The 26,577-nt window shown below is 61.8% G+C and carries 18 protein-coding genes, 3 tRNA genes and 2 pseudogenes; 20 read left to right on the top strand and 3 right to left on the bottom strand.

Annotation, left to right across the window (positions count from 1 at the left end):
- Positions 1 to 41 precede the first annotated feature (41 nt).
- The 3 genes from gcl to Amn_RS14945 are packed head-to-tail and all read left to right on the top strand — an operon-like array spanning position 42 to position 3,590.
- A complete protein-coding gene (gene gcl, locus Amn_RS14955) occupies positions 42 to 1,823 on the top strand; it encodes a glyoxylate carboligase (protein WP_067961842.1) in 1,782 nt (593 codons plus the stop codon).
- An 18-nt stretch (positions 1,824 to 1,841) separates the two neighbouring features.
- On the top strand, positions 1,842 to 2,639 hold the full coding sequence (gene otnI / locus Amn_RS14950; RefSeq protein WP_067961844.1) for a 2-oxo-tetronate isomerase: 798 nt from the start codon (positions 1,842 to 1,844) through the stop codon (positions 2,637 to 2,639).
- A gap of 33 nt (positions 2,640 to 2,672) precedes the next feature.
- The gene (locus tag Amn_RS14945) at positions 2,673 to 3,590 is read left to right on the top strand and encodes a 2-hydroxy-3-oxopropionate reductase (protein ID WP_286290043.1); all 918 of its coding nucleotides are present in this window, start codon (positions 2,673 to 2,675) and stop codon (positions 3,588 to 3,590) included.
- Between the two features lie 1,059 nt (positions 3,591 to 4,649).
- Here the strand turns inward: Amn_RS14945 and Amn_RS14940 are convergent.
- Both Amn_RS14940 and rlmB read right to left on the bottom strand, forming a co-directional pair.
- Positions 4,650 to 5,051 (bottom strand): hypothetical protein, encoded by a 402-nt coding sequence (locus Amn_RS14940; protein WP_286290040.1) that lies wholly within the window; start codon positions 5,049 to 5,051, stop codon positions 4,650 to 4,652.
- 8 nt (positions 5,052 to 5,059) lie between these two features.
- Positions 5,060 to 5,917 carry a 23S rRNA (guanosine(2251)-2'-O)-methyltransferase RlmB gene (gene rlmB / locus Amn_RS14935; protein WP_286290038.1) on the bottom strand — a complete coding sequence of 286 codons (858 nt, stop codon included), beginning with the start codon at positions 5,915 to 5,917 and terminating at the stop codon, positions 5,060 to 5,062.
- Positions 5,918 to 6,115: 198 nt separating this feature from the next.
- Between rlmB and Amn_RS14930 the strand changes: the two genes are divergently transcribed.
- The 17 genes and pseudogenes from Amn_RS14930 (at position 6,116) to Amn_RS14845 (ending at position 25,974) form a co-directional block, all read left to right on the top strand.
- Positions 6,116 to 6,200: transfer RNA gene (locus Amn_RS14930), tRNA-Tyr, on the top strand.
- A gap of 121 nt (positions 6,201 to 6,321) precedes the next feature.
- A tRNA-Gly gene (locus Amn_RS14925) sits at positions 6,322 to 6,395 on the top strand.
- Positions 6,396 to 6,590: 195 nt separating this feature from the next.
- Positions 6,591 to 7,617, top strand: a pseudogene (locus Amn_RS14920) (elongation factor Tu).
- Between the two features lie 124 nt (positions 7,618 to 7,741).
- Positions 7,742 to 9,343, top strand: a complete 1,602-nt coding sequence (locus Amn_RS14915; RefSeq protein ID WP_286290036.1) for a hypothetical protein — start codon at positions 7,742 to 7,744, stop codon at positions 9,341 to 9,343.
- Positions 9,344 to 9,429: 86 nt separating this feature from the next.
- Positions 9,430 to 9,909, top strand: coding sequence for a group II truncated hemoglobin (locus tag Amn_RS14910; RefSeq protein WP_286290033.1), 480 nt, complete (start codon positions 9,430 to 9,432; stop codon positions 9,907 to 9,909).
- A gap of 89 nt (positions 9,910 to 9,998) precedes the next feature.
- Positions 9,999 to 10,508, top strand: a complete 510-nt coding sequence (locus Amn_RS14905) for a metal-dependent hydrolase (RefSeq protein WP_286290031.1) — start codon at positions 9,999 to 10,001, stop codon at positions 10,506 to 10,508.
- 152 nt (positions 10,509 to 10,660) lie between these two features.
- Positions 10,661 to 10,736: transfer RNA gene (locus Amn_RS14900), tRNA-Trp, on the top strand.
- A 303-nt stretch (positions 10,737 to 11,039) separates the two neighbouring features.
- A complete protein-coding gene (secE, locus tag Amn_RS14895; protein WP_067966516.1) occupies positions 11,040 to 11,240 on the top strand; it encodes a preprotein translocase subunit SecE in 201 nt (66 codons plus the stop codon).
- 26 nt (positions 11,241 to 11,266) lie between these two features.
- Positions 11,267 to 11,794: a transcription termination/antitermination protein NusG gene (nusG, locus tag Amn_RS14890; protein WP_067961861.1), complete on the top strand. Its 528-nt coding sequence runs from the start codon at positions 11,267 to 11,269 to the stop codon at positions 11,792 to 11,794.
- Between the two features lie 155 nt (positions 11,795 to 11,949).
- A complete protein-coding gene (gene rplK, locus Amn_RS14885; protein WP_067961864.1) occupies positions 11,950 to 12,378 on the top strand; it encodes a 50S ribosomal protein L11 in 429 nt (142 codons plus the stop codon).
- A gap of 4 nt (positions 12,379 to 12,382) precedes the next feature.
- Positions 12,383 to 13,081: a 50S ribosomal protein L1 gene (gene rplA / locus Amn_RS14880; RefSeq protein WP_067961865.1), complete on the top strand. Its 699-nt coding sequence runs from the start codon at positions 12,383 to 12,385 to the stop codon at positions 13,079 to 13,081.
- Positions 13,082 to 13,469: 388 nt separating this feature from the next.
- Entirely contained in the window at positions 13,470 to 13,988 is a 519-nt protein-coding gene (gene rplJ, locus Amn_RS14875) for a 50S ribosomal protein L10 (protein WP_067961867.1), read from the top strand.
- Between the two features lie 54 nt (positions 13,989 to 14,042).
- Complete coding sequence (gene rplL / locus Amn_RS14870; protein WP_067961869.1) at positions 14,043 to 14,417, top strand: 50S ribosomal protein L7/L12; 375 nt, start codon at positions 14,043 to 14,045, stop codon at positions 14,415 to 14,417.
- A 202-nt stretch (positions 14,418 to 14,619) separates the two neighbouring features.
- Positions 14,620 to 18,753 (top strand): DNA-directed RNA polymerase subunit beta, encoded by a 4,134-nt coding sequence (gene rpoB, locus Amn_RS14865; RefSeq protein WP_067961871.1) that lies wholly within the window; start codon positions 14,620 to 14,622, stop codon positions 18,751 to 18,753.
- Positions 18,754 to 18,931: 178 nt separating this feature from the next.
- Positions 18,932 to 23,128: a DNA-directed RNA polymerase subunit beta' gene (gene rpoC, locus Amn_RS14860; RefSeq protein ID WP_067966519.1), complete on the top strand. Its 4,197-nt coding sequence runs from the start codon at positions 18,932 to 18,934 to the stop codon at positions 23,126 to 23,128.
- A gap of 84 nt (positions 23,129 to 23,212) precedes the next feature.
- A pseudogene (locus Amn_RS32630) lies at positions 23,213 to 24,359 on the top strand (esterase-like activity of phytase family protein).
- Between the two features lie 199 nt (positions 24,360 to 24,558).
- A complete protein-coding gene (locus Amn_RS14845; protein ID WP_154384196.1) occupies positions 24,559 to 25,974 on the top strand; it encodes an APC family permease in 1,416 nt (471 codons plus the stop codon).
- 25 nt (positions 25,975 to 25,999) lie between these two features.
- Here Amn_RS14845 and Amn_RS14840 read toward each other — a convergent pair whose 3' ends face one another.
- Positions 26,000 to 26,281 (bottom strand): transcriptional regulator, encoded by a 282-nt coding sequence (locus Amn_RS14840; protein WP_115732109.1) that lies wholly within the window; start codon positions 26,279 to 26,281, stop codon positions 26,000 to 26,002.
- Between the last annotated feature and the right edge of the window lie 296 nt (positions 26,282 to 26,577).

Raw genomic sequence — 26,577 nt, 5'->3', positions numbered from 1 at the left:
ACACGATCAGCCAACATCAGTTTTCAGTTGGAGGTAAGACCATGGCCAGGATGCGCGCTGTCGATGCAGCGGTCCTCGTTCTTGAGAAGGAAGGCATCTCGTGTGCCTTCGGTGTGCCGGGTGCGGCCATCAACCCGTTCTATTCAGCGCTGAAGGCGCGCGGTACCGTCCGGCACGTCCTGGCCCGCCACGTCGAGGGCGCCTCGCACATGGCCGAAGGCTATACCCGCGCCAAAGCCGGCAACATCGGCCTGTGCATCGGTACGTCGGGTCCGGCCGGCACCGACATGATCACCGGCCTGTATTCGGCATCCGCCGACTCGATCCCGATCCTCTGCATTACCGGCCAGGCGCCGCGTGCGCGGCTGAACAAGGAAGACTTCCAGGCCGTCGACATCGCCGCGATCGCCGCCCCGGTGACCAAGTGGGCAGTCACCGTCATGGAGCCGTACCTGGTTCCGATGGCGCTGCAGAAGGCCTTCTATCTCATGCGTTCGGGTCGCCCGGGCCCGGTTCTGGTCGACCTGCCGGTCGACGTCCAGCTCGCCGAGATCGAGTTCGACATCGACGCCTATGAGCCGCTCGCCATCCACAAGCCGGCGATGACGCGGGCCCAGGCCGAGAAGGCGCTGTCGATGCTCAACCAGGCGGAGAAGCCGCTGATCGTTGCCGGCGGCGGTGTCATCAATGCCGATGCCTCGGACCTGCTCATCGAATTCGCCGAAATCACCGGGGTTCCGGTCGTTCCCACCCTGATGGGCTGGGGCTCGATCCCCGACGATCATCGCCTGATGGCCGGCATGTGCGGCCTGCAGACGTCGCACCGCTATGGCAACGCGACAATGCTGGCCTCGGACTTCGTTCTCGGCGTCGGCAACCGCTGGGCCAACCGTCACACCGGTTCGGTCGACAAGTACACCGCAGGCCGCAAGTTCATTCACATCGACATCGAGCCGACACAGATCGGCCGTGTCTTTGCGCCCGATCTCGGCGTGACCTCGGATGCCGGTGCTGCCTTGAAGATCCTTCTCGACGTCGCCACCGAGTGGAAGACGGCAGGCAAGCTGCGTGACTGGTCGGGCTGGGCCAAGGAATGCCAGCAGCGCAAGAAGACGATGAAGCGCAAGACCCATTTCGACCAGGTCCCGCTCAAGCCGCAGCGCGTCTATGAGGAGATGAACAGGGCATTCGGCCGCGACACAACCTATGTCACCACCATTGGTCTGTCGCAGATCGCCGGCGCGCAGTTCCTGCACGTCTACAAGCCGCGCAACTGGATCAATTGTGGCCAGGCCGGCCCGCTCGGCTGGACCCTGCCGGCAGCGCTCGGCGTCCGTGCCGCCGATCCGGACCGCGACATCGTCGCCTTGTCGGGCGACTACGATTTCCAGTTCATGATCGAGGAACTGGCCGTCGGCGCCCAGCACAAGCTGCCTTATATCCATGTCGTCGTGAACAACGCCTATCTCGGCCTGATCCGCCAGGCGCAGCGCGGCTTCCAGATGGACTTCGAGGTCAGCCTTGCCTTCGAGAACATCAACCGCGCGGACGATCCAGAGGCGGGGTATGGTGTCGATCACGTCGCGGTTGCCGAGGCCATGGGCTGCAAGGCGGTCCGCGTGCGCAAGCCGGAAGAGTTCGCCGCAGCCTTCAAGCAGGCCAAGCAGCTCATGAAGGAGCACCAGGTGCCGGTCGTTCTCGAGTTCATCCTCGAACGCGTCACCAACATCTCCATGGGCGTCGAGATCGACAATGTCGTCGAGTTCGAAGAGCTTGCCGAGAGCAACGAAGACGCGCCGACCGCAATCATGCTGCTCGACTGATTTTTCGAGGAAACAACAATGCCCAAGTTTTCAGCCAATTTGTCGATGCTCTTTGGCGAGCATGACTTTCTCGATCGCTTCGACGCCGCCGCGCGCGCCGGCTTCAAGGCCGTCGAATACATCGCGCCTTACGATCATGCGCCCGACGTCGTTGCCGCGCGCCTCAAGAAGAACGGCCTGACGCAGGCTCTGTTCAATCTGCCGCCTGGCGACTGGGCGGCAGGCGAGCGCGGCATCGCCGTGCTGCCAGACCGAATCCACGAGTTCCGCCAGGGCGTCGCCAAGGCGATCAGCTATGCGCATGCGCTCGGCTGCGAGCAGGTGAACTGCCTGGCCGGCATCGCGCCTGCCGGCAACGCCCGCGACGTGCTGGAAAATGTCTTCGTCGAAAATCTCGCCTTCGCGGCAGAAAAGCTGAAGACGGCGGGCATCCGCCTGCTGATCGAACCGATCAACACCAGGGACATCCCCGGCTTCTTCCTGAACACCACCAAACAGGCGCTCGGCATCATCGACAGGGTCGGCTCGGACAATCTCTTCTTGCAATACGACATCTACCACATGCAGATCATGGAGGGTGATCTCGCCCGCACCATCGAGGCCAATCTGACCCGCATTGCGCATGTGCAGCTGGCGGACAATCCCGGACGTCATGAGCCGGGCACGGGCGAGATAAACTACCCGTTCCTCTACGAGCATCTCGACCGCATCGGTTACACCGGCTGGGTCGGCGCCGAATACAAGCCCAAGGCCGGAACGGTCGAAGGCCTGGGCTGGTTTGCTGGATTTGCCGACAAGGGCAGCGCCGCTGCCTGAGCGCGCGGCCACTGGAATAAAAGGAATACGAAAATGGAAAAAATCGGATTTGTCGGCCTGGGCATCATGGGCGCGCCGATGGCAGGTCACCTGCTCGACGCCGGTTATGAAGTCATCGCCAGCGATCATCGTGGCGCGCTGCCGACCGAGCTGGTTGGCAAAGGGTTGAAGGCGGTCAGCGGGCACCAGGCACTGGCCAAGGCTGCCGACATCATTATCCTGATGGTGCCCGATACACCGCAGGTTGCTGAAGTGCTGTTCGGTGAAAACAGTGTTGCGTCAGGCCTGTCCAAGGGCAAGCTGGTGATCGACATGAGCTCGATCTCGCCGATCGAGACCAAGGAATTCGCCAAAAAGATCAACGCGCTTGGCTGCGACTATCTCGACGCACCGGTGTCAGGCGGCGAGGTCGGCGCCAAGGCGGCATCGCTGACGATCATGGTCGGCGGCGAGGAGAAGCCGTTTGAGCGCGCCCGTCCGGTGTTCGAGAAGATGGGCAAAAACATCACGCTCGTCGGGCCCAACGGCGTCGGCCAGACCACCAAGGTTGCCAACCAGATCGTGGTGGCTCTCACCATCGAGGCCGTCGCCGAGGCGCTGGTCTTCGCTTCCAAGGCGGGCGCCGACCCGGCAAAGGTTCGACAGGCGTTGATGGGCGGACTGGCTGCCTCGCGCATCCTCGAGGTTCACGGTGATCGCATGGTCAAGCGCACCTTTGCGCCGGGCTTCCGCATCGAACTGCATCAGAAGGACCTCAATCTGGCGCTTCAGGGCGCCAAGGCGCTCGGCGTATCCTTGCCCAACACCTCGATGACGCAGGAGCTGTTCAATTCCTGCGCCGCCAACGGTGGCGCGAAGGAAGACCATTCGGCGCTGGTGCGTGCGCTCGAGCGCATGGCCAATTTCGAAGTCGGCTCGGAAGCGGCCGACGCCAAAGGCAAGGCGGCATAGGAGGGGAAGCCACGGCGCAACGTTCCCACGCCGTGATCGTCCCGGCACTGTCGAGGACCGGGCTCCAGCGGCGACGTTGGAGCCCGTTCCGCGTTTCGTAGGGACAACGTCACTTGGCGGCTAGAACCGACCATGTCGCGCCGGCATCGCTTGAAACCGACGATGGCGCTGGTGCCGGTGACGGCGACCATGCGGTTGGGTGCCTGCGCGTCCAGGTGCAAGATGCATCCGGCAGGGTCGGGGCCTTCGCCCACTGCCTTGAAGTCCGGCGCCGCCTCGGTGGCGCGCAACAGCCCACGCCCCGGCACGTAGGCGTAGATCGCGCCGTCGGAGGCCAACTCCACTGTCGTGACCGGCTGGCCGGCCAGGGCGAGCTGTTGCCAGCTCTTGGCGCCATCACGGCTCACCATCAACCCGTCTTCTGTTGCGGCGTAGACGGCATCGGGATTTTCAGACGAGACCGCCAGGTCGATCAGCTTGGCCGGCGCGTCGCCGGCGATCGCCCCGCTCTTGCCGCCGTCGCGGCTGGCCTGGATCGCGCCATATGAACCGTATAGCACGTCAGGGTTCGAGGGGCTGACCGCCAGTTGGTGAAAATCGACGGGGCCGTCGACGCCGGGTGCGATCTGCTGCCAGCTCTTTCCCGCATCGCCCGACCTGATGAAGCCGAGATTGCCGCCGCCCCTCGGATGCCCGCTGGCAAACAGGATCGTTGCGTCGGTCGGGTGCGGTGTAAAGCCCATGAAGTCGTCTCGGCTGTCCGACACCGGCGTCACCGCGCCGTCGAGCGCCGCCTTCATCAGGCCGTGATGAGTGGCAACCAGCACGCTCGACGAATCGGCGCGGTCGAAGGCGAGGCCATGAATATGCGTCTTGCCGGCCAGATCGGTGACGCCCAAGCCCTGTCCCCGTCGCGTGTAAGGCGGTTCCAAGCGCGAAAAAAAGCTGACAGGAAGGCGCCAATTGGGGGGCGGCTGGCCATGGCGAAACTCCGTTGCGCCATGGAAATTACGGCTTCCTCCAGGTGGAAGGTCAAGGGGCCGGGGAGGGCCGGAGCCGTCACTCTTGGAGTGTGAAGTGGTCGATGTTGGCAGATAGCTGTTCAAGGGCCGGAATCAGCACGCCATCATTGAATGCCCTTGCCAGAAAACCCGGCATCCATCGTTCGTCAGCGAAGGTACATATGAGCCGAAAGTGCATATCTGACAGCGCCATCCCCCTCAATGCCTCGGGGGTAGAAGGGAGCCGGCGTGTCGTCTGGTCCTCACGCTGAAGGAACGCACCAAAATCGCCGGCGTCCGCGAGCCCATTGGCCAAGCTCACAACGGCCGATCTGGCCGTAGAATGATACTCCATTGTCTCCTTGTTGTAGAATTCGCTTGGTGACATCGACCCAAGCAGTTCCACTGTGTTTGCACAGGCGACCAGCCAATCCTCTTTGGTCGCGAACTTGCGTGGCATCCGCAGCGCTAGCCGTTGCCAGCCAGGAAGCGTCGAGCCGCATACAGCGACACAGCCGCTGCGTTCGACACGTTGAGCGAGTGGATGGCGCCCGGCATGTCGAGGCGGGCAAGTGCCGTCACGGTTTCGCGCGTCTTTTGGCGCAGGCCCTTGCCCTCGGCGCCGAGCACCAAAGCGACCTTGTCGCCGGCAAACGCCTTTTCGAGTTCCGCAGGGCCTTCCGAATCAAGCCCGATCGTCTGGAAGCCGGCCTCGTGCAGCACGCCGAGCGCGTCGGCGAGATTGCGCACCTCTATCATGTCGATGTGCTCGAGCGCGCCGGAGGCCGATTTGGCCAGTACGCCGCTTTCATGTGGACTGTGGCGCTGCGTTGTGATGAGCGCGCCGGCGCCGAATGCTACTGCAGAACGAATGATCGCCCCGACATTATGGGGGTCGGTCACCTGGTCGAGCACCAGAATCAGCGGCGAATCGCCCAGTGCCGACAGCGCCTTGGCCTTTAGCGGCTCGGCCTCGATCAGCACGCCCTGATGCACTGCGTCGGTGCCGGTGATCTTGTCGATGTCCTTCGGCTCGACCAGTTCCGTGGCAAAGGGCAGGGCGCCGATGTCGGCAATCTCCAGCCGCTCGGCGGCATTGCGTGTCACCAGCATGCGGCTGATCTTGCGGCGTGGATTGTCGAGTGCCGCGCGCACCGTGTGCAGGCCATAAAGCCGCACCAGGCCGTCAGGAGCGTTCTCGCCCGGAGGCAGCGGACGCTTGGGCCTGAAGGCGGGTGCCCCGCCGCTTTTCTGGTCGCGGAAGGTGCGACGCAGCTTGGCATAGTGGCTGTCTTTGGGTGTTCCGGGCTTTTTCGTATCGTTCATGCGCCTGCTATAGCCGCCACGCCTGGCTTTGGATACGGCCCGTTAGTCGGCACTTTGAATAATCCGCATGAAAACGCACCATGTCCGGTTGACAGGCCAAAACCTTGTCGCCATAAGCCCACCCAGATTTCGGGGCAGGGCGCTTCGCCACGAACCGGGATCGCAAATGCCTCGTAGCATGGCTCCGGCAAAGCAGTTGGAGGAGTGCCCGAGTGGTTAAAGGGGACGGACTGTAAATCCGTTGACTCAGTCTACGTTGGTTCGAATCCAACCTCCTCCACCACTGCCGGCCCGGACGCCATAAAACGTTGCCTCAAAGGATGGTTCCATCTTTTGGATGCAATGCGCGGCAAGGAATACCAGGGCGTGCTTCGCTCCTGAACAGGCGCGTGACGCTCAGGGGCGCGGGTATAGCTCAATGGTAGAGCAGCAGCCTTCCAAGCTGAATACGCGGGTTCGATTCCCGCTACCCGCTCCAGGCTTTTCGCCGAAGCAAGAAGCCTTTTATTTGCATCCGCTTGTCCCCATATGTGCGTCCAGCACTGAAAGAGCAGCACTGCTTTTGGCCTCGACGTGGTCGTTTGGCCAAAAGGCGCTTGTCTTTTTCGGCCTTTATCGGTAATCGCCCCGCATCCGACCGGAACCAAGGTCCCGATGCTCAAGGAAAGAGACAATGGCAAAAGGTAAATTCGAGCGTAACAAGCCTCACGTGAACATCGGCACGATTGGTCACGTTGACCACGGCAAGACGTCGCTGACTGCTGCGATCACGAAGTATTTCGGCGAGTTCAAGGCCTACGACCAGATCGACGCAGCGCCGGAAGAGAAGGCCCGCGGCATCACGATCTCGACGGCGCACGTCGAGTATGAGACGCCGGCCCGTCACTACGCCCACGTCGACTGCCCCGGCCACGCCGACTACGTCAAGAACATGATCACCGGTGCTGCCCAGATGGACGGCGCGATCCTGGTCGTGTCGGCTGCTGACGGCCCGATGCCGCAGGGTCGACATTGCGATGATCAAGGGTTCGGCTGTTGCTGCGCTCAACGATTCGGACAAGAAGATCGGTGAAGACGCGATCCGCGCGCTGATGGAAGCCGTCGACGCCTACATCCCGACGCCGGAGCGTCCGATCGACCGTCCGTTCCTGATGCCGATCGAAGACGTGTTCTCGATCTCGGGCCGTGGCACTGTCGTCACCGGTCGCGTCGAGCGCGGCATCGTCAAGGTTGGCGAAGAAGTCGAGATCGTCGGCATCAAGGCAACCTCGAAGACGACGGTTACCGGCGTTGAAATGTTCCGCAAGCTGCTCGATCAGGGCCAGGCTGGCGACAACATCGGCGCGCTGATCCGCGGCGTTGGCCGTGAAGACGTCGAGCGCGGCCAGGTGCTGTGCAAGCCGGGTTCGGTGAAGCCGCACAAGAAGTTCGTGGCTGAAGCCTACATCCTGACCAAGGAAGAGGGTGGCCGTCACACGCCGTTCTTCACCAACTACCGTCCGCAGTTCTACTTCCGCACGACGGACGTGACCGGCATCGTGTCGCTGCCGGAAGGCACCGAGATGGTCATGCCCGGCGACAACATCACCGTCGACGTCGAGCTCATCGTGCCGATCGCCATGGAAGAGAAGCTCCGCTTCGCTATCCGTGAAGGTGGCCGCACCGTCGGCGCCGGCATCGTCGCTTCGATCAAAGAATAATCGACGTCCTTTCGTCGAATGCATCAAGGGCGGCCTTCGGGCCGCCCTTTTTTGTTTGCGCGGCACATTGCGCGTCACCGATCCCGCATTAGTATCTCGGCAAGAAGGAAGGTGGGGATTTGTCATGGGGACAGGAGTGCGCGCGGTTTGGCGGGGAATTCTCCTGCCGCTTTTCTTTGCCGCCGCAACTGCCCTTTTTCTCCCCTGGTCGGCTGAAGCAGCCAAGAGCAAGCCGCCGGAAAATGACGGACCGCCCATGCGCTTTGTCGTCGTGCGCAGCTCTGCTCCGGGATGCGAGCCCTTTTGTCCGGAATGGATCTCGGCCGAGGGCGCGATCACTCCAGCGACACCAGCCGCCTTCAAGAAGTTTCTCAAGAAACTCGGCGACAAAAAGCTGCCGGTCATCGTGACCTCGCCAGGCGGTCGGGTCGAGGCAGCCTTGGAACTGGGCCGCATGCTGCGTACCCGCAAGCTCGACATTGGCGTCGGGCTGACACGCTTCGTCGAATGCGCGCCCGATCAGAAGGGTTGCAAGCTCGATCCGGCCAGGAAAGGCATCTACCAGGGCGCTCTATACTCGGCTGGCGCCTATTGCGCCTCCGCCTGCTCGGTGATGTTCGCGGGCGGAGTACGCCGCCATGTCGGCCAGTGGGCCTATATGGGGGTGCATCAGGTGACGTCCCATGTCACGCAGCAAAAGATCACCTATCGCGAGACCTATAAGGTCGTGAAAGGCAAGAGGAAGACCGTCAGCCGCAAGGTCGTCCGTCGCAAGACCGTTGGCAGCTACACCACCACCAAGATGGGAAAGGCGTTCAACGCCAGGATGTTGACCTATCTCAAGGAGATGGGGGTCAAGAAGGAGATGTACGAGGTCGGGCAAAGCACTCCCGCCGCCGAGATGCGGCAGCTGGCGCCCGTCGAGATGCTCAACATGAACCTGATAACCAGCCTGGATGCTACCGACGTGCTGGTGAGCATCGAGAACTGCAGGACCGCGGCTCCTGCTGCGAATTGCGTTCTGGCGCCGGGAAAAAAACTTGCGTCCAATTCCTACCCCAAGCCGCTCGTGCCGAAAGGACCCGGGATGTGGCTCGCAGTCGTGCGTTCGGTCGGGGCCTGTGAACCTGACTGCCCGGAATGGATCTCCGCCGAAGGGCAGGTCGACGAAACTGCGCCGCAGCGGCTGGAAACTCTGCTCAAGGAACTAGGTGACATAAAGCTGCCATTGATAATTTCCTCAAGCGAGGGCGATCCGATTGCCGCGATGCTGATGGGGCGCGTTGTCCGCGCCAACGGTCTTGATGTGGCCGTTGGGCGCACGTTCTTCGCCGGCTGCAAGCCGAACGGCAAGGGCTGCACCGGCTGGCAAGGTGACGGTCGGCCATATCTGGGCATAGCGGGATCAGGCGGGGCGGAATGTGGCGAGAGTTGCCTTTTGGTGCTGTCGGCAGGAAAGACCCGACTGATTGGCGAGGGAATTCTAGCAGGCTGGGGTGCCAGTCCGGCACTGGATGCTCCAATACGGAACCATTACCTCGTGCAGATGGGGGTTGGACCGAAAGTCGCCGACGCGACACCCGGTTATGACAAGTTGGATGACGCAGCGCTGGCTCTCCTCCGGGAGGGATACCTGACGACCAGGTCGGGTTCTACGCAACTTCTGATCGACAGCGGCCTTTGCCGGATGTCACCTCGGCCTGTGAACTGCCGCGCGCTGCGTTAGGAGGGGCATGGCAGGAGTTCTTCGTTGCTCACTTCCCGCCGGCGATTCAGCTCCCCATATGCCTCCAACGCAAGTGGAGGAAAACGATGCAGAAAGACGTACCGACATTGTTCGATTGGGCCGGCGGAGCTGCGGCGCTCAACCGGCTGACGGAGGTGTTTTACGACAAGGTCCTCGCGGATCCGGTGCTCGAGCCTGTGTTCCGACACATGTCCGGCGACCATCCCGCGCATGTCGCTGCGTTCATCGGCGAGGTGTTCGGCGGGCCCAAGGATTATAGTGAAAACCATGGCGGCCATCCCGCGATGATCAGCCACCACCTCAATCGCCACCTGACCGAGGAGCAGCGCCGGCGGTGGATCGCGCTGTTGCTCGATGCCGCCGACGAGGTGGAGCTGCCCGGCGATCCCGAGTTTCGTTCGGCATTCGTCGCCTATCTCGAATGGGGCACGCGGCTGGCCAAGCTGAATTCACAGGACGGTGCCGCACCGGCGCTGCACGAGCCTATGCCTCGTTGGGGCTGGGGCGTTCCTGGCGGACCTTACGTGCCAGCAGCCAAACCGTGAGATGAAGCCTGGGCCTGCCCAGGCAATGCCCCGACCCCAAAAACCGCCGTAATTTCGCGGAACCTGTCTTGGGACAGGGGACAAATCGCATGTTGATCGCGCATCTGCCGGCCGGTTTCGTCCTGGGGACGCTGGCTCGGGACGTCAGGCCTGGTACCCGCGCGGTTATGCCCGCCGCGCTTTTGGGCAGCATCGCGCCCGACCTCGACATGTTCTACTTCTACCTGGTCGACGGCCAGCAGACGCACCACCACAGCTTCATCACACACTGGCCGCTGTTCTGGGTCGCGCTTGGATGTGTCGTCCTGCCGCTGGTCAAGTGGCTGAGGCCACGGTTCGCATCCGCGGCCGCGGTGTTCTTCTTTGCCGCCATGATCCACATGGTGCTCGATTCGATTGCAGCGCCGATGCTGTGGCTGATGCCGTTCAGCGACGGCTCCGTTGAGCTTGTCACCATTCCGGCGCGCTATTCGCACTGGGTGCTGAGCTTTGTCTTGCACTGGACCTTCGCGCTCGAGATCACCATCTGTGCTTGGGCAGCGTTCCTGGCCGTCAAACAGATTCGGCAGCGCAAACTGGCGAAAGCCGCGTGCAGCTGAACGCCGGTAGCCATCGGGCGGGAGAGGGCGCTTGTGTTAAGCCTGACGAAATCCGCCTGTGAATGTTTCCGACATCACGCATTGCGCTCTTTACAGATGCGGTGGAAATCCCTAGGAAGCCCGTGCTGCGCAGATGATGCGCGGCGAGATGCACGGGCATAGCTCAGTTGGTAGAGCGGCGGTCTCCAAAACCGCAGGTCGTAGGTTCGAGCCCTGCTGCCCGTGCCAGTCTTGCCAGAATTCGCTAATTCAGGCATAAGGACTGCAATAGCCGGAACGGAACGACTGGATGGTTCCGACGCGGCGTACAAACGTAAAGCTTGTTCCTGCCACTTGCGTGGAGAGAGAATCGGTTTTATGTAAGCGAAACAGACACGCGGCGCGTGGAGCTGGGGATCCGGCTTTACGCGTCCGAATTGCATGGGCGAAATGTTGCGCTGATTCGGCGTGGATATCGGCCATGTGATGGCATCTCCCGGTCACGGGATCATCCAGAAGTCCGGTCAACGGACGTTGAGAGCAGAGCGGCACATGGCGAAAACCACGAACCCCTTCACCTTTCTGCAGCAGGTAAGGTCGGAAACGGCGAAGGTGACGTGGCCATCGCGGCGCGAGACGATGATCTCCACGGTCATGGTTCTCGGCTTTGCAATTATTGCGATGATTTTCTTTTTTGCCGCTGACCAGCTGATGGCATTCGCCGTCGAGCAGATCTTGGGCATGGGCCGTTAAGGTCGCGAATACGGAGAATTCCTGAGATGACTGCGCGCTGGTACATCGTCCACGCCTATTCGAACTTCGAAAAGAAGGTCGCCGAGGACATCGAGCACAAGGCCAAGCAGAAGGGCCTGAGCGAGCAGATCGAGCAGATCGTCGTTCCGACCGAGAAGGTTGTTGAGGTTCGCCGCGGCCGCAAGGTTGATGCCGAGCGCAAGTTCTTCCCGGGCTATGTGCTTTTGAAGGCCCATCTGACCGATGCCGTGTTCTCGCTCGTTAAGAACACGCCGAAGGTCACTGGTTTCCTTGGCGATTCGAAGCCCGTGCCGATCACGGAATCCGAGGCCCAGCGCATCCTGAACCAGGTTCAGGAGGGTGTCGAGCGCCCGAAGCCGTCGGTCACCTTCGAGATCGGCGAAGCGGTTCGCGTTTCCGACGGTCCGTTCGCGTCGTTCAACGGTTTCGTCCAGGAAGTGGACGAGGAGCGCGCGCGCCTCAAGGTGGAAGTTTCGATCTTCGGGCGCGCCGTGCCTGTCGATCTCGAATTCGGTCAGGTCGAAAAGGGCTGATCGAAGCGCCTGTCACCGGTTTCGGTGGAAGGCAGTGTCGGGCGCAGGCCTGGCGCAAGCATGGTGGGAGATGAGGCGGCTTAGCCGGTTGTCTTTTTCGCACCACCGAACTGCAACCGCCGGGTCATCCGGCATAAGACGAAAGCAGGAAAGAGATGGCTAAGAAAATAGCGGGCCAGCTCAAGCTCCAGGTTTCCGCGGGTTCGGCGACGCCGTCGCCCCCGATCGGTCCGGCGCTTGGTCAGCGTGGCATCAACATCATGGAGTTCTGCAAGGCGTTCAACGCGCAGACCCAGGAGCTCGAGAAGGGATCGCCGATCCCGGTCGTGATCACCTATTACCAGGACAAGTCGTTCACCTTCGTCATGAAGACGCCGCCGGTGTCCTACTTCCTGAAGAAGGCTGCCAACCTGAAGTCGGGCTCGAAGGAGCCGGGCAAGGTCAAGGCTGGTGAGATCAGCAGCGCCAAGGTGCGTGAGATCGCCGAGACCAAGATGAAGGATCTGAACGCGAACGACATCGAAGCCGCCATCAAGATGGTTGAAGGCTCGGCTCGTTCCATGGGCCTGGAAGTGGTGGGCTGAGATCATGGCTAAGATTGCAAAGCGCGTTTCCAAGTCCCGCGAAGGCATCGATGTGAACAAGGCTTATGGCCTTGGTGAAGCCATCGAGCTTTTGAAGGCTCGCTCGTCGGTCAAGTTCGACGAGACCATCGAAGTCGCCATGAACCTCGGCGTCGACCCGCGCCACGCTGACCAGATGGTCCGCGGCGTGGTCAACCTGCCGAACGGCACGGGCCGTACCGTCCGCGTCGCCGTGTTCGCACGTGATGCCAAGGCTGACGAAGCCCGCGCCGCCGGCGCCGACGTCGTTGGTGCGGAAGATCTCGTCGATATCGTCCAGAAGGGCCAGATCGACTTCGACCGCTGCATTGCCACCCCCGACATGATGCCGCTGGTCGGCCGTCTCGGTAAGGTGCTCGGCCCGCGCGGCATGATGCCCAACCCGAAGGTCGGCACCGTCACCACCGACGTCGCAGCAGCCGTCAAGGCTTCGAAGGGCGGCGCCGTCGAGTTCCGCGTCGAGAAGGCCGGCATCATCCACGCTGGCGTCGGCAAGGTCTCGTTCGACGTCAAGGCGCTGGAAGAAAACGTCCGCGCTTTCGCTGACGCGGTCAACAAGGCCAAGCCGGCAGGCGCCAAGGGCGTCTACGTCAAGAAGGTCTCCGTCACCTCGACGATGGGCCCAGGCCTCAAGGTCGACCTCGGCACGCTCGCAGCGTCCTGATGATTTGAAGCGGGGTCAGCCGGCAACGGCTGGATCCTGAATAGTATTCCGGGCCTCCGGGCCCGGATTTTCGGAAGCTGGCAACAGCTTTCGAAAATCCTGTCCGAGATTGCAGGCGGTCCAGGCGACCCTTGGTCCTTAATTCGAATGGGCCTGCATGAGACGGGTGAAGACCAGACAACGGAGCCTCTGCTCCAATGAAAGGTTCGAACCGTGTTTGCCTTTTGTCTGCGCATCGCGCCGGGCCGCAAGCCCGTCAGGTGTGGCGAAAGGGGGCAGGATCCTCGAGCGCCGTTCGGGTGATCTGGAATTTCTGGATTGGCCGCCCGGCAAAAGGCAACCCGACCGCTCACCCCGCAAATGGGAGGCGGTCAACTGGAGATAGGCAGTGGACAGAGCGGAAAAACGCGAACTCGTCACGGGCCTGAATGACGCGTTCTCGAACGCAGGTTCAGTGGTCGTGGCCCACTATGCCGGTATCACCGTCGCGCAAATGAACGATCTTCGCGTGAAGATGCGTCAGGCCGGCGGCACCGTCAAAGTCGCGAAGAACCGTCTCGCCAAAATCGCTCTTCAGGGCACGGAATCCGAAAACATCATCGATCTGTTCAAGGGACAGACGCTGGTTGCTTATTCGGAAGATCCGATTGCAGCGCCGAAGGTCGCGTCCGAATTCGCCAAGACCAATGACAAGCTTGTCATCCTTGGTGGTTCGATGGGCACGACCTTGCTCAACGCCGATGGTGTGAAGGCTCTCGCCTCGCTCCCGTCGCTCGACGAGCTGCGTGCAAAGCTGGTTGGCATGATCGCCACCCCGGCTACCCGGATCGCCCAGATCGTCAATGCGCCGGCGGCTTCGGTCGCGCGCGTCATTGGCGCTTATGCCCGGAAGGACGAGGCGGCATGAGGCCGTTCCTCGCTATCATCAACTCACGTTCGAACTGATTGAAGGAATAGAAAAATGGCTGATCTCGCAAAGATCGTTGACGACCTGTCGGCCCTGACCGTCCTCGAGGCGGCTGAGCTGTCGAAGCTCCTCGAAGAGAAGTGGGGCGTTTCGGCTGCAGCTCCCGTGGCTGTTGCTGCTGCTGGCGGCGGCGCTGCTGCTGCACCGGTCGAAGAGAAGACCGAGTTCGATGTCATCCTGGCAGCTGCCGGCGACAAGAAGATCGAAGTCATCAAGGAAGTCCGCGCCATCACCGGCCTGGGCCTCAAGGAAGCCAAGGACCTCGTCGAAGGCGCTCCGAAGCCCGTCAAGGAAGGCGTTTCGAAGGCCGACGCCGAGAAGCTCAAGGCTCAGCTGGAAGCAGCTGGCGCCAAGATCGAGCTCAAGTAAGCTCACGGTTTCGGTGGGCGGCACAGTTGCCGTCCACCGGCTCCCGTGACCCGGGGGATTGAGGGGAACCTATTTCCTGAGGGCCGCAATGCGGCTTTCAGGAAACGGGTTTTCGCCCGTTTTGGATAGGCCGCCGCTGAGGCGGCGCGCATGCAAGGTGAGCATTAGCGACGCTCACCCCAAGAGGCAGCAAGGAGCGACGATGGCCCAGGTCCAGACTTTCAATGGCCGCAGACGCGTACGCAAATTCTTCGGAAAGATCCCGGAAGTTGCGGAGATGCCGAACCTCATCGAGGTTCAGAAGGCATCATACGATCAGTTCCTCATGGTGGACGAGCCCAAGGGTGGCCGTCCGGACGAGGGACTGCAGGCCGTTTTCAAGTCGGTCTTCCCTATTTCTGATTTTTCCGGCGCGTCGATGCTTGAATTCGTCAAGTACGAGTTCGAAGCGCCCAAGTTCGACGTCGACGAGTGCCGTCAGCGCGATCTGACATTCGCTGCGCCGCTCAAGGTGACGCTGCGCCTTATCGTGTTCGATATTGACGAGGACACCGGCGCGAAGTCGATCAAGGACATCAAGGAGCAGGACGTCTATATGGGCGACATGCCGCTCATGACGTCCAACGGCACCTTCATCGTCAACGGCACCGAGCGCGTCATCGTCTCGCAGATGCACCGTTCGCCGGGCGTGTTTTTCGATCACGACAAGGGTAAGTCGCACTCGTCGGGCAAGCTTTTGTTTGCCGCGCGTGTCATCCCTTACCGTGGCTCGTGGCTCGACATCGAGTTCGACAGCAAGGACATCGTCCATGCCCGCATCGACCGTCGCCGCAAGATTCCGGTGACGTCGCTGCTGATGGCGCTCGGCATGGACGGCGAAGAGATCCTGTCGACCTTCTACAACAAGATCACCTACAAGAAGTCGGGCGACCACTGGCGCATTCCGTTCTCGGTCGAGCGTTTCCGCGGCCTCAAGGCTGTTGGCGACCTGGTTGACGCCGACACCGGCGAGATCGTTGTCGAAGCCGGCAAGAAGATCACCGCGCGTCAGGCCAAGCAGCTTGCCGAGAAGGGCCTCAAGGCGATCAAGGCGACCGAAGATGACCTCTTCGGCAGCTATCTCGCCGAGGACATCGTCAACTACGCCACCGGTGAAATCTTCCTCGAAGCCGGCGACGAGATCGACGAAAAGACGCTGAAGACGCTGCTGGCGGCTGGCGAGGAAGAGATCAACATCCTCGACATCGACCACATCAACGTCGGTGGCTATATCCGCAACACGCTGACCGTCGACAAGAACGAGAGCCGCCAGGATGCTCTGTTCGACATCTACCGCGTCATGCGCCCGGGTGAGCCGCCCACGCTCGAAACCGCTGAAGCCATGTTCAACTCGCTGTTCTTCGACAGCGAGCGCTACGACCTGTCGGCAGTCGGCCGCGTCAAGATGAACATGCGCCTCGAGCTCGACGCTGAAGACACCGTCCGTGTCCTGCGCAAGGATGACATCCTTGCCGTGGTCAAGACGCTTGTCGAACTGCGCGACGGCAAGGGCGAAATCGACGACATCGACAACCTCGGCAACCGCCGTGTCCGTTCGGTCGGCGAGCTGATGGAAAATCAGTACCGCGTCGGTCTGCTTCGCATGGAGCGCGCGATCAAGGAACGCATGTCCTCGATCGAGATCGACACGGTCATGCCGCAGGACCTGATCAACGCGAAGCCGGCGGCCGCCGCCGTGCGCGAGTTCTTCGGTTCTTCGCAGCTGTCACAGTTCATGGATCAGACCAACCCGCTGTCGGAGATCACCCACAAGCGTCGTCTTTCGGCGCTTGGACCTGGTGGTCTGACCCGCGAGCGCGCTGGCTTCGAAGTCCGCGACGTGCACCCGACGCATTACGGCCGTATCTGCCCGATTGAGACGCCGGAAGGCCCGAATATCGGTCTGATCAACTCGCTGGCTACCTTCGCACGCGTCAACAAGTACGGCTTCATCGAGAGCCCGTACCGCAAGATCGTCGACGGCACGCTGACCAATGAGGTTGTCTATCTCTCGGCGATGGAAGAGGCCAAGCACTTCGTTGCCCAGGCCAACGCCGCGCTCGACAAGGACGGCCACTTCGTCGACGAGTTCGTCATTTGCCGCAACGCTGGCGAAGTGATGATGGCGCCGCGCGAAAACGTCGACCTTATGGACGTTTCGCCGAAGCAGATGGTGTCGGTCGCAGCTGCGCTGATCCCGTTCCTGGAAAACGACGACGCCAACCGCGCTCTGATGGGCTCGAACATGCAGCGTCAGGCCGTGCCGCTGGTGCGCGCCGAGGCTCCGTTCGTCGGTACCGGCATGGAGCCGATCGTTGCCCGTGACTCTGGCGCTGCCATCGGCGCTCGCCGCGGCGGTATCGTCGATCAGGTCGACGCGACCCGTATCGTTATCCGTGCGACCGAAGACCTCGATCCGGGCAAATCCGGCGTCGACATCTACCGTCTGATGAAGTTCCAGCGTTCGAACCAGAACACCTGCATCAACCAGCGCCCGCTGGTTCGCATGGGTGACCGGGTCAACAAGGGCGACATCATCGCTGACGGTCCGTCGACCGAGCTCGGCGATCTGGCTCTCGGTCGCAACGTGCTCGTCGCGTTCATGCCGTGGAACGGCTACAACTACGAGGACTCGATCCTGCTCTCCGAGCGCATCGTGGCCGACGACGTCTTCACCTCGATCCACATCGAGGAGTTCGAGGTCATGGCGCGCGACACCAAGCTCGGGCCAGAGGAAATCACGCGCGACATTCCGAACGTTTCGGAAGAGGCTCTGAAGAACCTCGACGAAGCCGGTATCGTCTACATCGGTGCGGAAGTTGCACCGGGTGACATCCTGGTCGGCAAGATCACACCGAAGGGCGAAAGCCCGATGACGCCGGAAGAGAAGCTTCTGCGTGCCATCTTCGGTGAAAAGGCGTCCGACGTCCGTGACACCTCCATGCGCATGCCGCCCGGAACCTTCGGCACCGTCGTCGAAGTGCGCGTCTTCAACCGCCACGGCGTGGAGAAGGACGAACGCGCCATGGCAATCGAGCGCGAGGAAATCGAGCGTCTCGCCAAGGACCGTGACGACGAGCAGGCGATCCTCGATCGCAACGTCTACAGCCGTCTGAGCGACATGCTCATCGGCAAGGACGCGATTGCCGGCCCGAAGGGCTTCAAGAAGGGCTCGACCGTCGCCAAGGAGACGCTGGACGACTATCCGCGTTCGCAGTGGTGGCAGTTCGCCGTCGAAGACGAGAAGATGCAGGGTGAGCTTGAAGCTCTGCGCGGCCAGTACGACGACTCCAAGAAGCAGCTCGAACAGCGCTTCATGGACAAGGTCGAGAAGGTGCAGCGCGGCGACGAGATGCCGCCCGGCGTCATGAAGATGGTCAAGGTCTTCGTTGCGGTGAAGCGCAAGATGCAGCCCGGCGACAAGATGGCCGGCCGTCACGGCAACAAGGGTGTCGTGTCGCGTATCGTTCCGGTCGAGGACATGCCGTTCCTCGAAGACGGCACGCATGCGGACATCGTGCTCAACCCGCTCGGCGTGCCTTCGCGCATGAATGTCGGCCAGATTCTGGAAACGCATCTGGGCTGGGCATGCGCAGGCATGGGCAAGAAGATCGGTGAACTGATCGAGGCGTACAAGTCTGGTGGCGATATCAAGCCGCTGCGCGAGACGCTCGAGAGCTTCATTCCGGCCAACGACCGCAACGAGCCGGTCCGCGATTACGACGACGAAAGCATCGTTCGCCTCAGCGAGCAGATGAAGCGTGGCGTCTCGATTGCGACCCCGGTGTTCGACGGCGCGCATGAAGCCGACATCAACATCATGTTGGAGCAGGCGGGTCTTCACACCTCTGGCCAGTCGCAGTTGTACGATGGCCGTACGGGTGAGCCGTTCGACCGCAAGGTGACCATGGGCTACATCTATATGCTCAAGCTTCACCACCTGGTCGACGACAAGATCCACGCCCGTTCGATCGGACCGTACTCGCTCGTGACCCAGCAGCCGCTGGGCGGCAAGGCGCAGTTCGGTGGCCAGCGCTTCGGCGAAATGGAGGTCTGGGCGCTCGAGGCTTACGGCGCCGCCTACACGCTGCAGGAAATGCTGACCGTGAAGTCGGACGACGTGGCCGGCCGTACCAAGGTCTACGAGGCGATCGTGCGCGGCGACGACACGTTCGAAGCGGGCATCCCCGAGAGCTTCAACGTTCTTGTCAAGGAAATGCGTTCGCTGGGCCTCAACGTCGAGCTTGAGAACACCAAGGTCGACGAAAACCATCGGCTGCCGAACGCCGCCGAGTAAGCACCAAAGGCGCGCCGCGGGATTTGCCCGCGGCGTAGCCGCCTGAACGCGATCCCCATGGTTGGGTACTGATCGCGTTCATCGATGAGAATTCTTCGGCGATGGCCGAAAGCTGGCGGGCGCTCTGGCCCGCACACGATGAAAAGGGGCTTTCGTGGGCCCCGAAAAGGAGAACGGCATGAACCAAGAGGTCATGAATCTCTTCAACCCCCAGGCGCCTGCGCAGGTGTTCGATTCCATCCGGATTTCGCTCGCCAGCCCTGAGAAGATTCTGTCCTGGTCGTTCGGCGAAATCAAAAAGCCGGAGACGATCAACTACCGCACCTTCAAGCCGGAGCGTGACGGGCTGTTCTGCGCCCGCATCTTTGGCCCGATCAAGGACTACGAGTGCCTGTGCGGCAAGTACAAGCGCATGAAGTACAAGGGCGTCATCTGCGAAAAGTGCGGCGTGGAAGTCACCCTGTCGCGCGTTCGCCGCGAGCGCATGGGCCACATCGAGCTCGCAGCGCCCGTCGCCCACATCTGGTTCTTGAAGTCGCTGCCGAGCCGCATCGGCACGCTGCTCGACATGACGCTCAAGGATATCGAGCGCGTCCTGTATTTCGAGAACTACATCGTTACCGAGCCGGGCCTGACCGCACTCAAGGAGCACCAGCTCCTCGGCGAGGAAGAGTACCAGATCGCTGTCGACGAGTATGGCGAGGACAGCTTCACCGCCATGATCGGCGCTGAAGCCATTCACGACCTGCTCGCCTCGATGGATCTCGAGAAGATCGCCGGCGACCTGCGCTCCGAGCTTGCGACGACGACGTCGGAACTGAAGCAGAAGAAGTATCTCAAGCGCCTCAAGGTGGTTGAGAACTTCATGGAGTCGGGCAACCGCCCCGAGTGGATGATCATGAAGGTCGTGCCGGTGATCCCGCCGGACCTGCGTCCGCTGGTCCCGCTGGACGGCGGTCGCTTTGCGACGTCCGACCTGAACGATCTCTATCGCCGCGTCATCAATCGCAACAACCGCCTGAAGCGCCTGATCGAGCTCCGTGCGCCGGGGATCATCATCCGCAACGAGAAGCGCATGCTGCAGGAGGCCGTCGACGCTCTGTTCGACAATGGCCGCCGTGGCCGCGTCATCACCGGCGCCAACAAGCGTCCGCTGAAGTCGCTGTCCGACATGCTCAAGGGCAAGCAGGGCCGCTTCCGTCAGAACCTGCTCGGCAAGCGCGTCGACTATTCCGGCCGTTCGGTCATCGTGACCGGTCCGGAGCTCAAGCTGCACCAGTGCGGCCTGCCGAAGAAGATGGCGCTCGAGCTGTTCAAGCCGTTCATCTACGCTCGTCTCGACGCCAAGGGTTACTCCTCGACCGTCAAGCAGGCCAAGAAGCTGGTCGAGAAGGAAAAGCCTGAGGTTTGGGATATCCTCGACGAGGTCATCCGCGAGCATCCGGTTCTGCTCAACCGCGCACCGACGCTGCACCGCCTGGGCATCCAGGCCTTCGAACCCACGCTGATCGAAGGCAAGGCGATCCAGCTGCACCCGCTCGTCTGCACAGCCTTCAACGCCGACTTCGACGGCGACCAGATGGCTGTCCACGTTCCGCTGTCGCTTGAGGCTCAGCTCGAAGCACGCGTGCTGATGATGTCGACCAACAACATCCTGCACCCGGCTTCCGGCGCGCCGATCATCGTGCCGTCGCAGGACATGGTTCTCGGTCTCTATTACCTCTCGATCGTCAACCAGAACGAGCCGGGCGAGGGCATGGTGTTTGCCGACATGGGCGAACTCCAGCACGCGCTTGAGACCAAGGCTGTCACGCTGCACGCCAAGATCAAGGGTCGCTTCCGCACGGTCGACGCCGAAGGCAATGTCGTGTCCAAGATCCACGACACGACCCCTGGCCGCATGATCATCGGCGAACTGCTGCCGAAGAACGTCAACGTGCCGTATGACACCGCGAACCAGGAGATGACCAAGAAGAACATCTCCAAGATGATCGACACCGTCTACCGCCACTGCGGTCAGAAAGAGACGGTCATCTTCTGCGATCGCATCATGGCTCTCGGCTTCGCTCATGCCTGCCGCGCCGGCATTTCGTTCGGCAAGGACGACATGCTGATCCCGGATACCAAGGAGAAGCTGGTCGCCGACACCGAGGCTTTGGCCAAGGAATACGAGCAGCAGTACAATGACGGCCTGATCACCCAGGGCGAGAAGTACAACAAGGTCGTCGACGCCTGGGCCAAGTGCTCGGAAAAGGTCGCCGACGAAATGATGGCCCGCATCAAGGCGGTCGAGTTCGAGGACAGCGGTCGTCAGAAGCCGATGAACTCGATCTACATGATGTCGCACTCCGGTGCGCGTGGTTCGCCCACTCAGATGCGCCAGCTCGCCGGCATGCGCGGCCTGATGGCCAAGCCGTCGGGTGAAATCATCGAGACGCCGATCATTTCCAACTTCAAGGAAGGTCTGACGGTTCTCGAGTACTTCAACTCGACCCACGGCGCCCGCAAGGGTCTCGCGGATACCGCTCTGAAGACGGCAAACTCCGGCTACCTGACCCGTCGTCTCGTCGACGTGGCGCAGGACTGCATCGTCAACTCGGTTGATTGCGGCACCGACAAGGGCCTCACCATGCAGCCGATCGTCGATGCCGGCCAGGTTGTCGCTTCGCTCGGCCTGCGCATTCTCGGCCGCACCGCGCTCGACGACATCAACCACCCGGTCACTGGCGATCTGCTGGTCAAGGGCGGCACGCTCATGGACGAGCGTGACATCGAGGTCATCGAGAAGGCTGGCGTCCAGTCGGTTCGCATCCGTTCGGCCCTGACCTGCGAAGTCAAGGTCGGTGTCTGCGCGGTCTGCTACGGTCGCGACCTGGCACGCGGTACCCCTGTCAACCAGGGCGAAGCTGTCGGCGTCATCGCCGCTCAATCGATCGGCGAGCCGGGCACGCAGCTCACCATGCGTACCTTCCACATGGGCGGTACCGCGCAGGTGGTGGACAGCTCGTTCCTTGAAGCCTCGTATGAGGGCAAGGTCGAGATCCGCAACCGCAACGTGGTTCGCAACTCCGACGGCAACCTCGTCGTGATGGGCCGCAACATGGCGATCCTGATCCTCGACGAGACCGGCAAGGAGCGCGCCACCCACCGCGTCACTTATGGTTCGCGTATCTTCGTGGACGATGGCGACAAGGTGAAGCGCGGCCAGCGTATCGCCGAGTGGGATCCCTACACCCGTCCGATCCTCACCGAAATCGAAGGCCGTGTGGCGTTCGAGGATCTGGTCGACGGCATTTCCGTCCAGGAAACGGCCGACGAGTCGACCGGCATCACCAAGCGTGAGGTCATCGACTGGCGGTCGACCCCGCGCGGCAACGACCTGAAGCCGGCGATCGTGGTTCAGGACTCCAAGGGCAAGGTTGGCAAGCTGTCGAAGGGCGGCGATGCCCGCTTCCTGCTCTCGGTCGAGGCCATTCTCTCGGTCGAGCCGGGTGCACAGGTTCGCCCTGGCGATGTTCTGGCGCGTATCCCGATGGAAAGCGCGAAGACTAAGGACATCACCGGCGGTCTGCCGCGTGTTGCCGAGCTCTTCGAAGCCCGTCGTCCAAAGGATCACGCCATCATCGCCGAGATCGATGGTACGGTCCGCTTCGGTCGCGACTATAAGAACAAGCGCCGCATCATCATCGAGCCGCATGACTCGACGCTTGAACCGGTCGAATACCTGATCCCGAAGGGCAAGCCGTTCCATCTCCAGGACGGCGACGCCATCGAAAAGGGCGACTACATCCTCGACGGCAACCCGGCGCCGCACGACATCCTGGCCATCAAGGGCGTGGAAGCTCTCGCTTCCTACCTCGTCAATGAAATCCAGGAAGTCTACCGACTGCAGGGCGTGTCGATCAACGACAAGCACATCGAGGTCATTGTCCGGCAGATGCTGCAGAAGGTCGAGATCACCGCACAGGGCGACTCTATCTATATCCCGGGCGATCACGTCGATGTCATCGAGTTCGACGAGATCAACGAGCGCCTGATCGAGGAAGGCAAGAAGCCTGCCGAAGGTCAGCCGGTTCTGCTCGGTATCACCAAGGCATCGCTGCAGACGCCGTCCTTCATCTCGGCCGCTTCCTTCCAGGAAACGACCCGCGTGCTCACCGAAGCAGCTGTCGCCGGCAAGACCGACATGCTGCAGGGCCTGAAGGAAAACGTCATCGTCGGCCGCCTGATCCCGGCCGGCACGGGCGGCATGATGAGCCAGATCCGGCGCATCGCCACCTCGCGCGACGAGCTGATCCTCGACGAGCGCCGCAAGCTCTCGGGTGCGGAAGTGGCCGAGCCGATCCTGACCGACATGGTCAACGCCGCTCAGTAAGAGTGTCGTCGCAAGGAACTGGAAAAGGGGGCCTCGGCCCCCTTTTTTCATTTCGGTGACAACAGGGCTTCACGCCGCTGTCAAATGCCGCCGCTAATCATGCTGCTTCAACGCACATGCCAGGTGGCCGTCATCATGAAAACCGTCTTTTCCGCCCTCGCTGCCCTGTTGGCGTCGGCTGCCTTGCCAGCCCAGGCCGAGGAGGCCACGCCATTCAAGGCATCGTTGCTCGGCCAGGTCGTGCTGCCGACCGGACTGAAGATCGCGGGCGCCGAGTTCGGCGGGATTTCCGGTCTCGACTACGACGCTGCGAGCGGGCTGTTCTACGCCATTTCTGACGACCGCTCTGAGCGCGCGCCGGCGCGGCTCTACACGCTGAAGCTTGCCATCGACGGCAAGGGCGTTCACGGCATCGACATCGTGTCGAGCGCGGAGCTACGCGACGCCGAAGGTGCCGCCTTCGCCAAGAAGGACGTCGACCCCGAGGCGATCCGCTTCGACGCGGCGGCCAACCGTCTCTTCTGGTCGAGCGAGGGTGATGCCGCCGGCCGACCCGCAATCTATGAGGCAAAACTCGACGGCACCCATGTCAGGAGCTTTGCCATTCCCGAAGCCTATCTGCCCGATGCCGACAGGACGCGGGGTGTTCGCGGCAACCTGGCTTTTGAAAGCCTTGCCATTTCGCCCGACGGCAAGACCCTTTGGGCGGGGACCGAAAACGCATTGGCACAGGACGGCGAAAAGGCGACGGCTGGAAGCCGGCAGCCCGTCGCGCGTCATCGGCTTCGACATTGCCAGCGGTGCAGTCACGGCCGAGTATGTCTATGACAACGGGCCGATCTTCACCAAGGCGACGCAGGACCCGTTCTACAACGACAACGGTCTCTCCGAGTTCATGTTCTTCGGACCGGACCATGTGTTGGCGATCGAACGCTCTTTCGCGCTCGGCATCGGCAGCGAGATCAATTTCTACCTGGCGAGTTTCTCCGGCGCGACTGACGTGAAGGGGGCGGCCTCGATCAAGGGCGTCGCGGCAACCGCCATGCCCAAGCGCAAGGTTCTTAAGCTGGGTGAGGGTGACTTTGGTCTCGACATCGACAATATCGAGTCGGTGACATGGGGACCGGAGATCGACGGCCAGCGCACTTTGGTCATTGCCTCCGACAACAACTTCAACCCGGAGCAGTTCACCCAGTTCGTCGTGCTCAAACTGGATGCCGCGACGAACTGATCCGAGCGCTGCAGATCCTTCGGTGAAAGGGCCGCCGGCGCAATCTGGCGGCTTTTCCCAAGATCTCGCAGGGATGGCACCGGTCGACGAGCTGTCAGCCGCATCTGCGTCTGTTCTAACGTATTGGCGGCGTTTGACATCCCGAGGTTGCGAAAATAGCCTCCTCCTTGAAGTGCATCAGCCCTGAAAGGAGTGCCCGATGACCGATGTCCCCTCCAATGCGAAAGGACAGGCGGTCGAGCCGAGCCTCCATCGCGTCATGGGCCCGTGGCTTCTGTTGCTGTTCATCGTCGGCGACATATTGGGCACCGGCATCTATGCGCTGACCGGGCAGGTGGCCAAGCAGGTTGGCGGCGTGGTCTGGCTGCCGTTCCTGATTGCCTTCGTCGTCGCGGTCATCACTGCCTTCAGCTATCTCGAACTGGTCACAAAATACCCGAAGGCGGCCGGTGCCGCTCTCTACGCCCACAAGGCATTCGGCATCCATTTCATCACCTTCATCGTCGCTTTCGCCGTCATGTGCTCGGGCATCACCTCGGCGTCGACGGCCTCGCGCGCCTTCGCTGCCAACATGTCTGGGGCTTTCGATCTCGGCCTGTCCGGCACCTATGGCATCACGCTCATCGGTCTGGCATTCATGGCGATCGTCGCAGCCGTGAATTTCCGCGGCGTCGGCGAAAGTGTCAAAGCCAATGTCGTGCTGACCTGCGTCGAGTTCACCGGCCTGATGATCATCATCGTCATCGGCCTCTGGGCGATCGGCGCCGGTGAGGGCGACGTCTCCCGTATCACTCAGTTCCACTCGGCGCCCGACCGCAGCGCCTTCTGGTCGGTGATCGCGGCGACGACGCTCGCTTTCTTCGCCATGGTCGGCTTCGAGGACTCGGTCAACATGGCCGAGGAGTGCAAGGATCCGACGCGCATCTTCCCGAAGGTGCTGCTGACCGGTTTGCTGATCACCGGCGTGATCTACGTGCTCGTGTCGATCTCGGCGATCACGCTCGTGCCGCCGGAACAACTGGGCGAGGGCGAGACGCCGCTGCTCAAGGTCGTCCAGGCCGGCGCGCCGAACTTCCCGGTTGAGATCTTCGGCTTCATCACCATGTTTGCCGTCGCCAACAGCGCCTTGATCAACATGCTGATGGCGAGCCGTCTGGTCTATGGCATGAGCCGCGAACACGTCTTGCCGAAAGTGCTAGGCAAGGTTCACGCCTCGCGTCGCACGCCCTACATCGCGATCGGCTTCACCACCTTGCTCGCTTTCGCGCTGATCACATTCGTCGGCGAGGTGCCGGCGCTGGGCGGCACAACCGCACTGCTGCTGCTATGCGTCTTCACGGTGGTCAACATCGCGGTGCTGGTGCTGCGCAAGGACAGGGTTGGGCACGATCACTTCCGCACCCCGACGCTGTTGCCGATCCTGGGAGCCGTGGCTTGCGCTTTCTTCGCCGGCCCCTGGACTGGGCGCGACCCTGTTCAATACAAGATCGCCGGTATCCTGATCGGCATTGGTGTCGTGTTGTGGTTCGTCACCGTGCTGGTCAATCGCGCCACTGGCCAAAAGCCTGCCGAACCTGAAATGGCCGACATCGGCGGGGCAGGGCCAGTCAACTGACCTCTCTATATATACATGCGCTGACTCAGAACGGCTCGTTGAAGGTGACGATCGAGACTTCGCCTTCGAGGGCCCCCTGATAGGCGGAGATGTGCGGCTCGTCGTCAGGTTCGCCCTGCATGTCGCCGATCTGATCGAGTTCTGCTTCGGCGTAACCCTCCTTTGCCAGCGCGTCCAGCGCCGAGCGCACGGCGCTGTCGTCGTCGGGCGCCACCAGCATGATGTGGACGCCTTCGGGCTTGCCGCCCTTCTTGCGCCAGACCCGACCGGTGATGATCGTCACGGGCCGTTCGTCGTTGTCGTTCATGGTGATTCCCTGGATCTGGATTCGTTTGCGGGGGATTCGCCCCGGTTTCCCCGATTTTCGCACGAAGGCGGGGTGCAAGACAGGACAAACAGCCTTATAAACTGACTTACAGCCCATGTTGCAGCGCAATATAGTTGCCGCAAGCCCGCCAACCCGCCCGAAGCCCCGGTTTCGTTAAGGTTTTTGGGGGGGTGGGCTTGACGGTTCGCGGTCATGCGAGTAGATACCGCGTCGTCTGAGCCGATGTGAGGTTGGCTTTTCCGAAGCGACGTGCTTTGGAGTTCACCTCAAACAGG

Origin of the sequence: Aminobacter sp. Y103A, assembly GCF_030294925.1 — a bacterium.
In the GTDB taxonomy this organism is placed as follows: Bacteria; Pseudomonadota; Alphaproteobacteria; order Rhizobiales; family Rhizobiaceae; genus Aminobacter; species Aminobacter ciceronei.
This window is presented reverse-complemented; position numbering and strand designations above follow the sequence as displayed.

What these genes read in the sequence shown, in the direction of transcription:
- gcl (WP_067961842.1), top strand. Translation starts at nt 42, where the DNA reads ATGGCCAGGATGCGCGCTGTCGATGCAGCGGTCCTCGTTCTTGAGAAG.
- otnI (WP_067961844.1), top strand. Translation starts at nt 1,842, where the DNA reads ATGCCCAAGTTTTCAGCCAATTTGTCGATGCTCTTTGGCGAGCATGAC.
- Amn_RS14945 (WP_286290043.1), top strand. Translation starts at nt 2,673, where the DNA reads ATGGAAAAAATCGGATTTGTCGGCCTGGGCATCATGGGCGCGCCGATG.
- Amn_RS14940 (WP_286290040.1), bottom strand. Translation starts at nt 5,051, where the DNA reads ATGCCACGCAAGTTCGCGACCAAAGAGGATTGGCTGGTCGCCTGTGCA.
- rlmB (WP_286290038.1), bottom strand. Translation starts at nt 5,917, where the DNA reads ATGAACGATACGAAAAAGCCCGGAACACCCAAAGACAGCCACTATGCC.
- Amn_RS14915 (WP_286290036.1), top strand. Translation starts at nt 7,742, where the DNA reads ATGGGGACAGGAGTGCGCGCGGTTTGGCGGGGAATTCTCCTGCCGCTT.
- Amn_RS14910 (WP_286290033.1), top strand. Translation starts at nt 9,430, where the DNA reads ATGCAGAAAGACGTACCGACATTGTTCGATTGGGCCGGCGGAGCTGCG.
- Amn_RS14905 (WP_286290031.1), top strand. Translation starts at nt 9,999, where the DNA reads ATGTTGATCGCGCATCTGCCGGCCGGTTTCGTCCTGGGGACGCTGGCT.
- secE (WP_067966516.1), top strand. Translation starts at nt 11,040, where the DNA reads ATGGCGAAAACCACGAACCCCTTCACCTTTCTGCAGCAGGTAAGGTCG.
- nusG (WP_067961861.1), top strand. Translation starts at nt 11,267, where the DNA reads ATGACTGCGCGCTGGTACATCGTCCACGCCTATTCGAACTTCGAAAAG.
- rplK (WP_067961864.1), top strand. Translation starts at nt 11,950, where the DNA reads ATGGCTAAGAAAATAGCGGGCCAGCTCAAGCTCCAGGTTTCCGCGGGT.
- rplA (WP_067961865.1), top strand. Translation starts at nt 12,383, where the DNA reads ATGGCTAAGATTGCAAAGCGCGTTTCCAAGTCCCGCGAAGGCATCGAT.
- rplL (WP_067961869.1), top strand. Translation starts at nt 14,043, where the DNA reads ATGGCTGATCTCGCAAAGATCGTTGACGACCTGTCGGCCCTGACCGTC.
- rpoB (WP_067961871.1), top strand. Translation starts at nt 14,620, where the DNA reads ATGGCCCAGGTCCAGACTTTCAATGGCCGCAGACGCGTACGCAAATTC.
- rpoC (WP_067966519.1), top strand. Translation starts at nt 18,932, where the DNA reads ATGAACCAAGAGGTCATGAATCTCTTCAACCCCCAGGCGCCTGCGCAG.
- Amn_RS14845 (WP_154384196.1), top strand. Translation starts at nt 24,559, where the DNA reads ATGACCGATGTCCCCTCCAATGCGAAAGGACAGGCGGTCGAGCCGAGC.
- Amn_RS14840 (WP_115732109.1), bottom strand. Translation starts at nt 26,281, where the DNA reads ATGAACGACAACGACGAACGGCCCGTGACGATCATCACCGGTCGGGTC.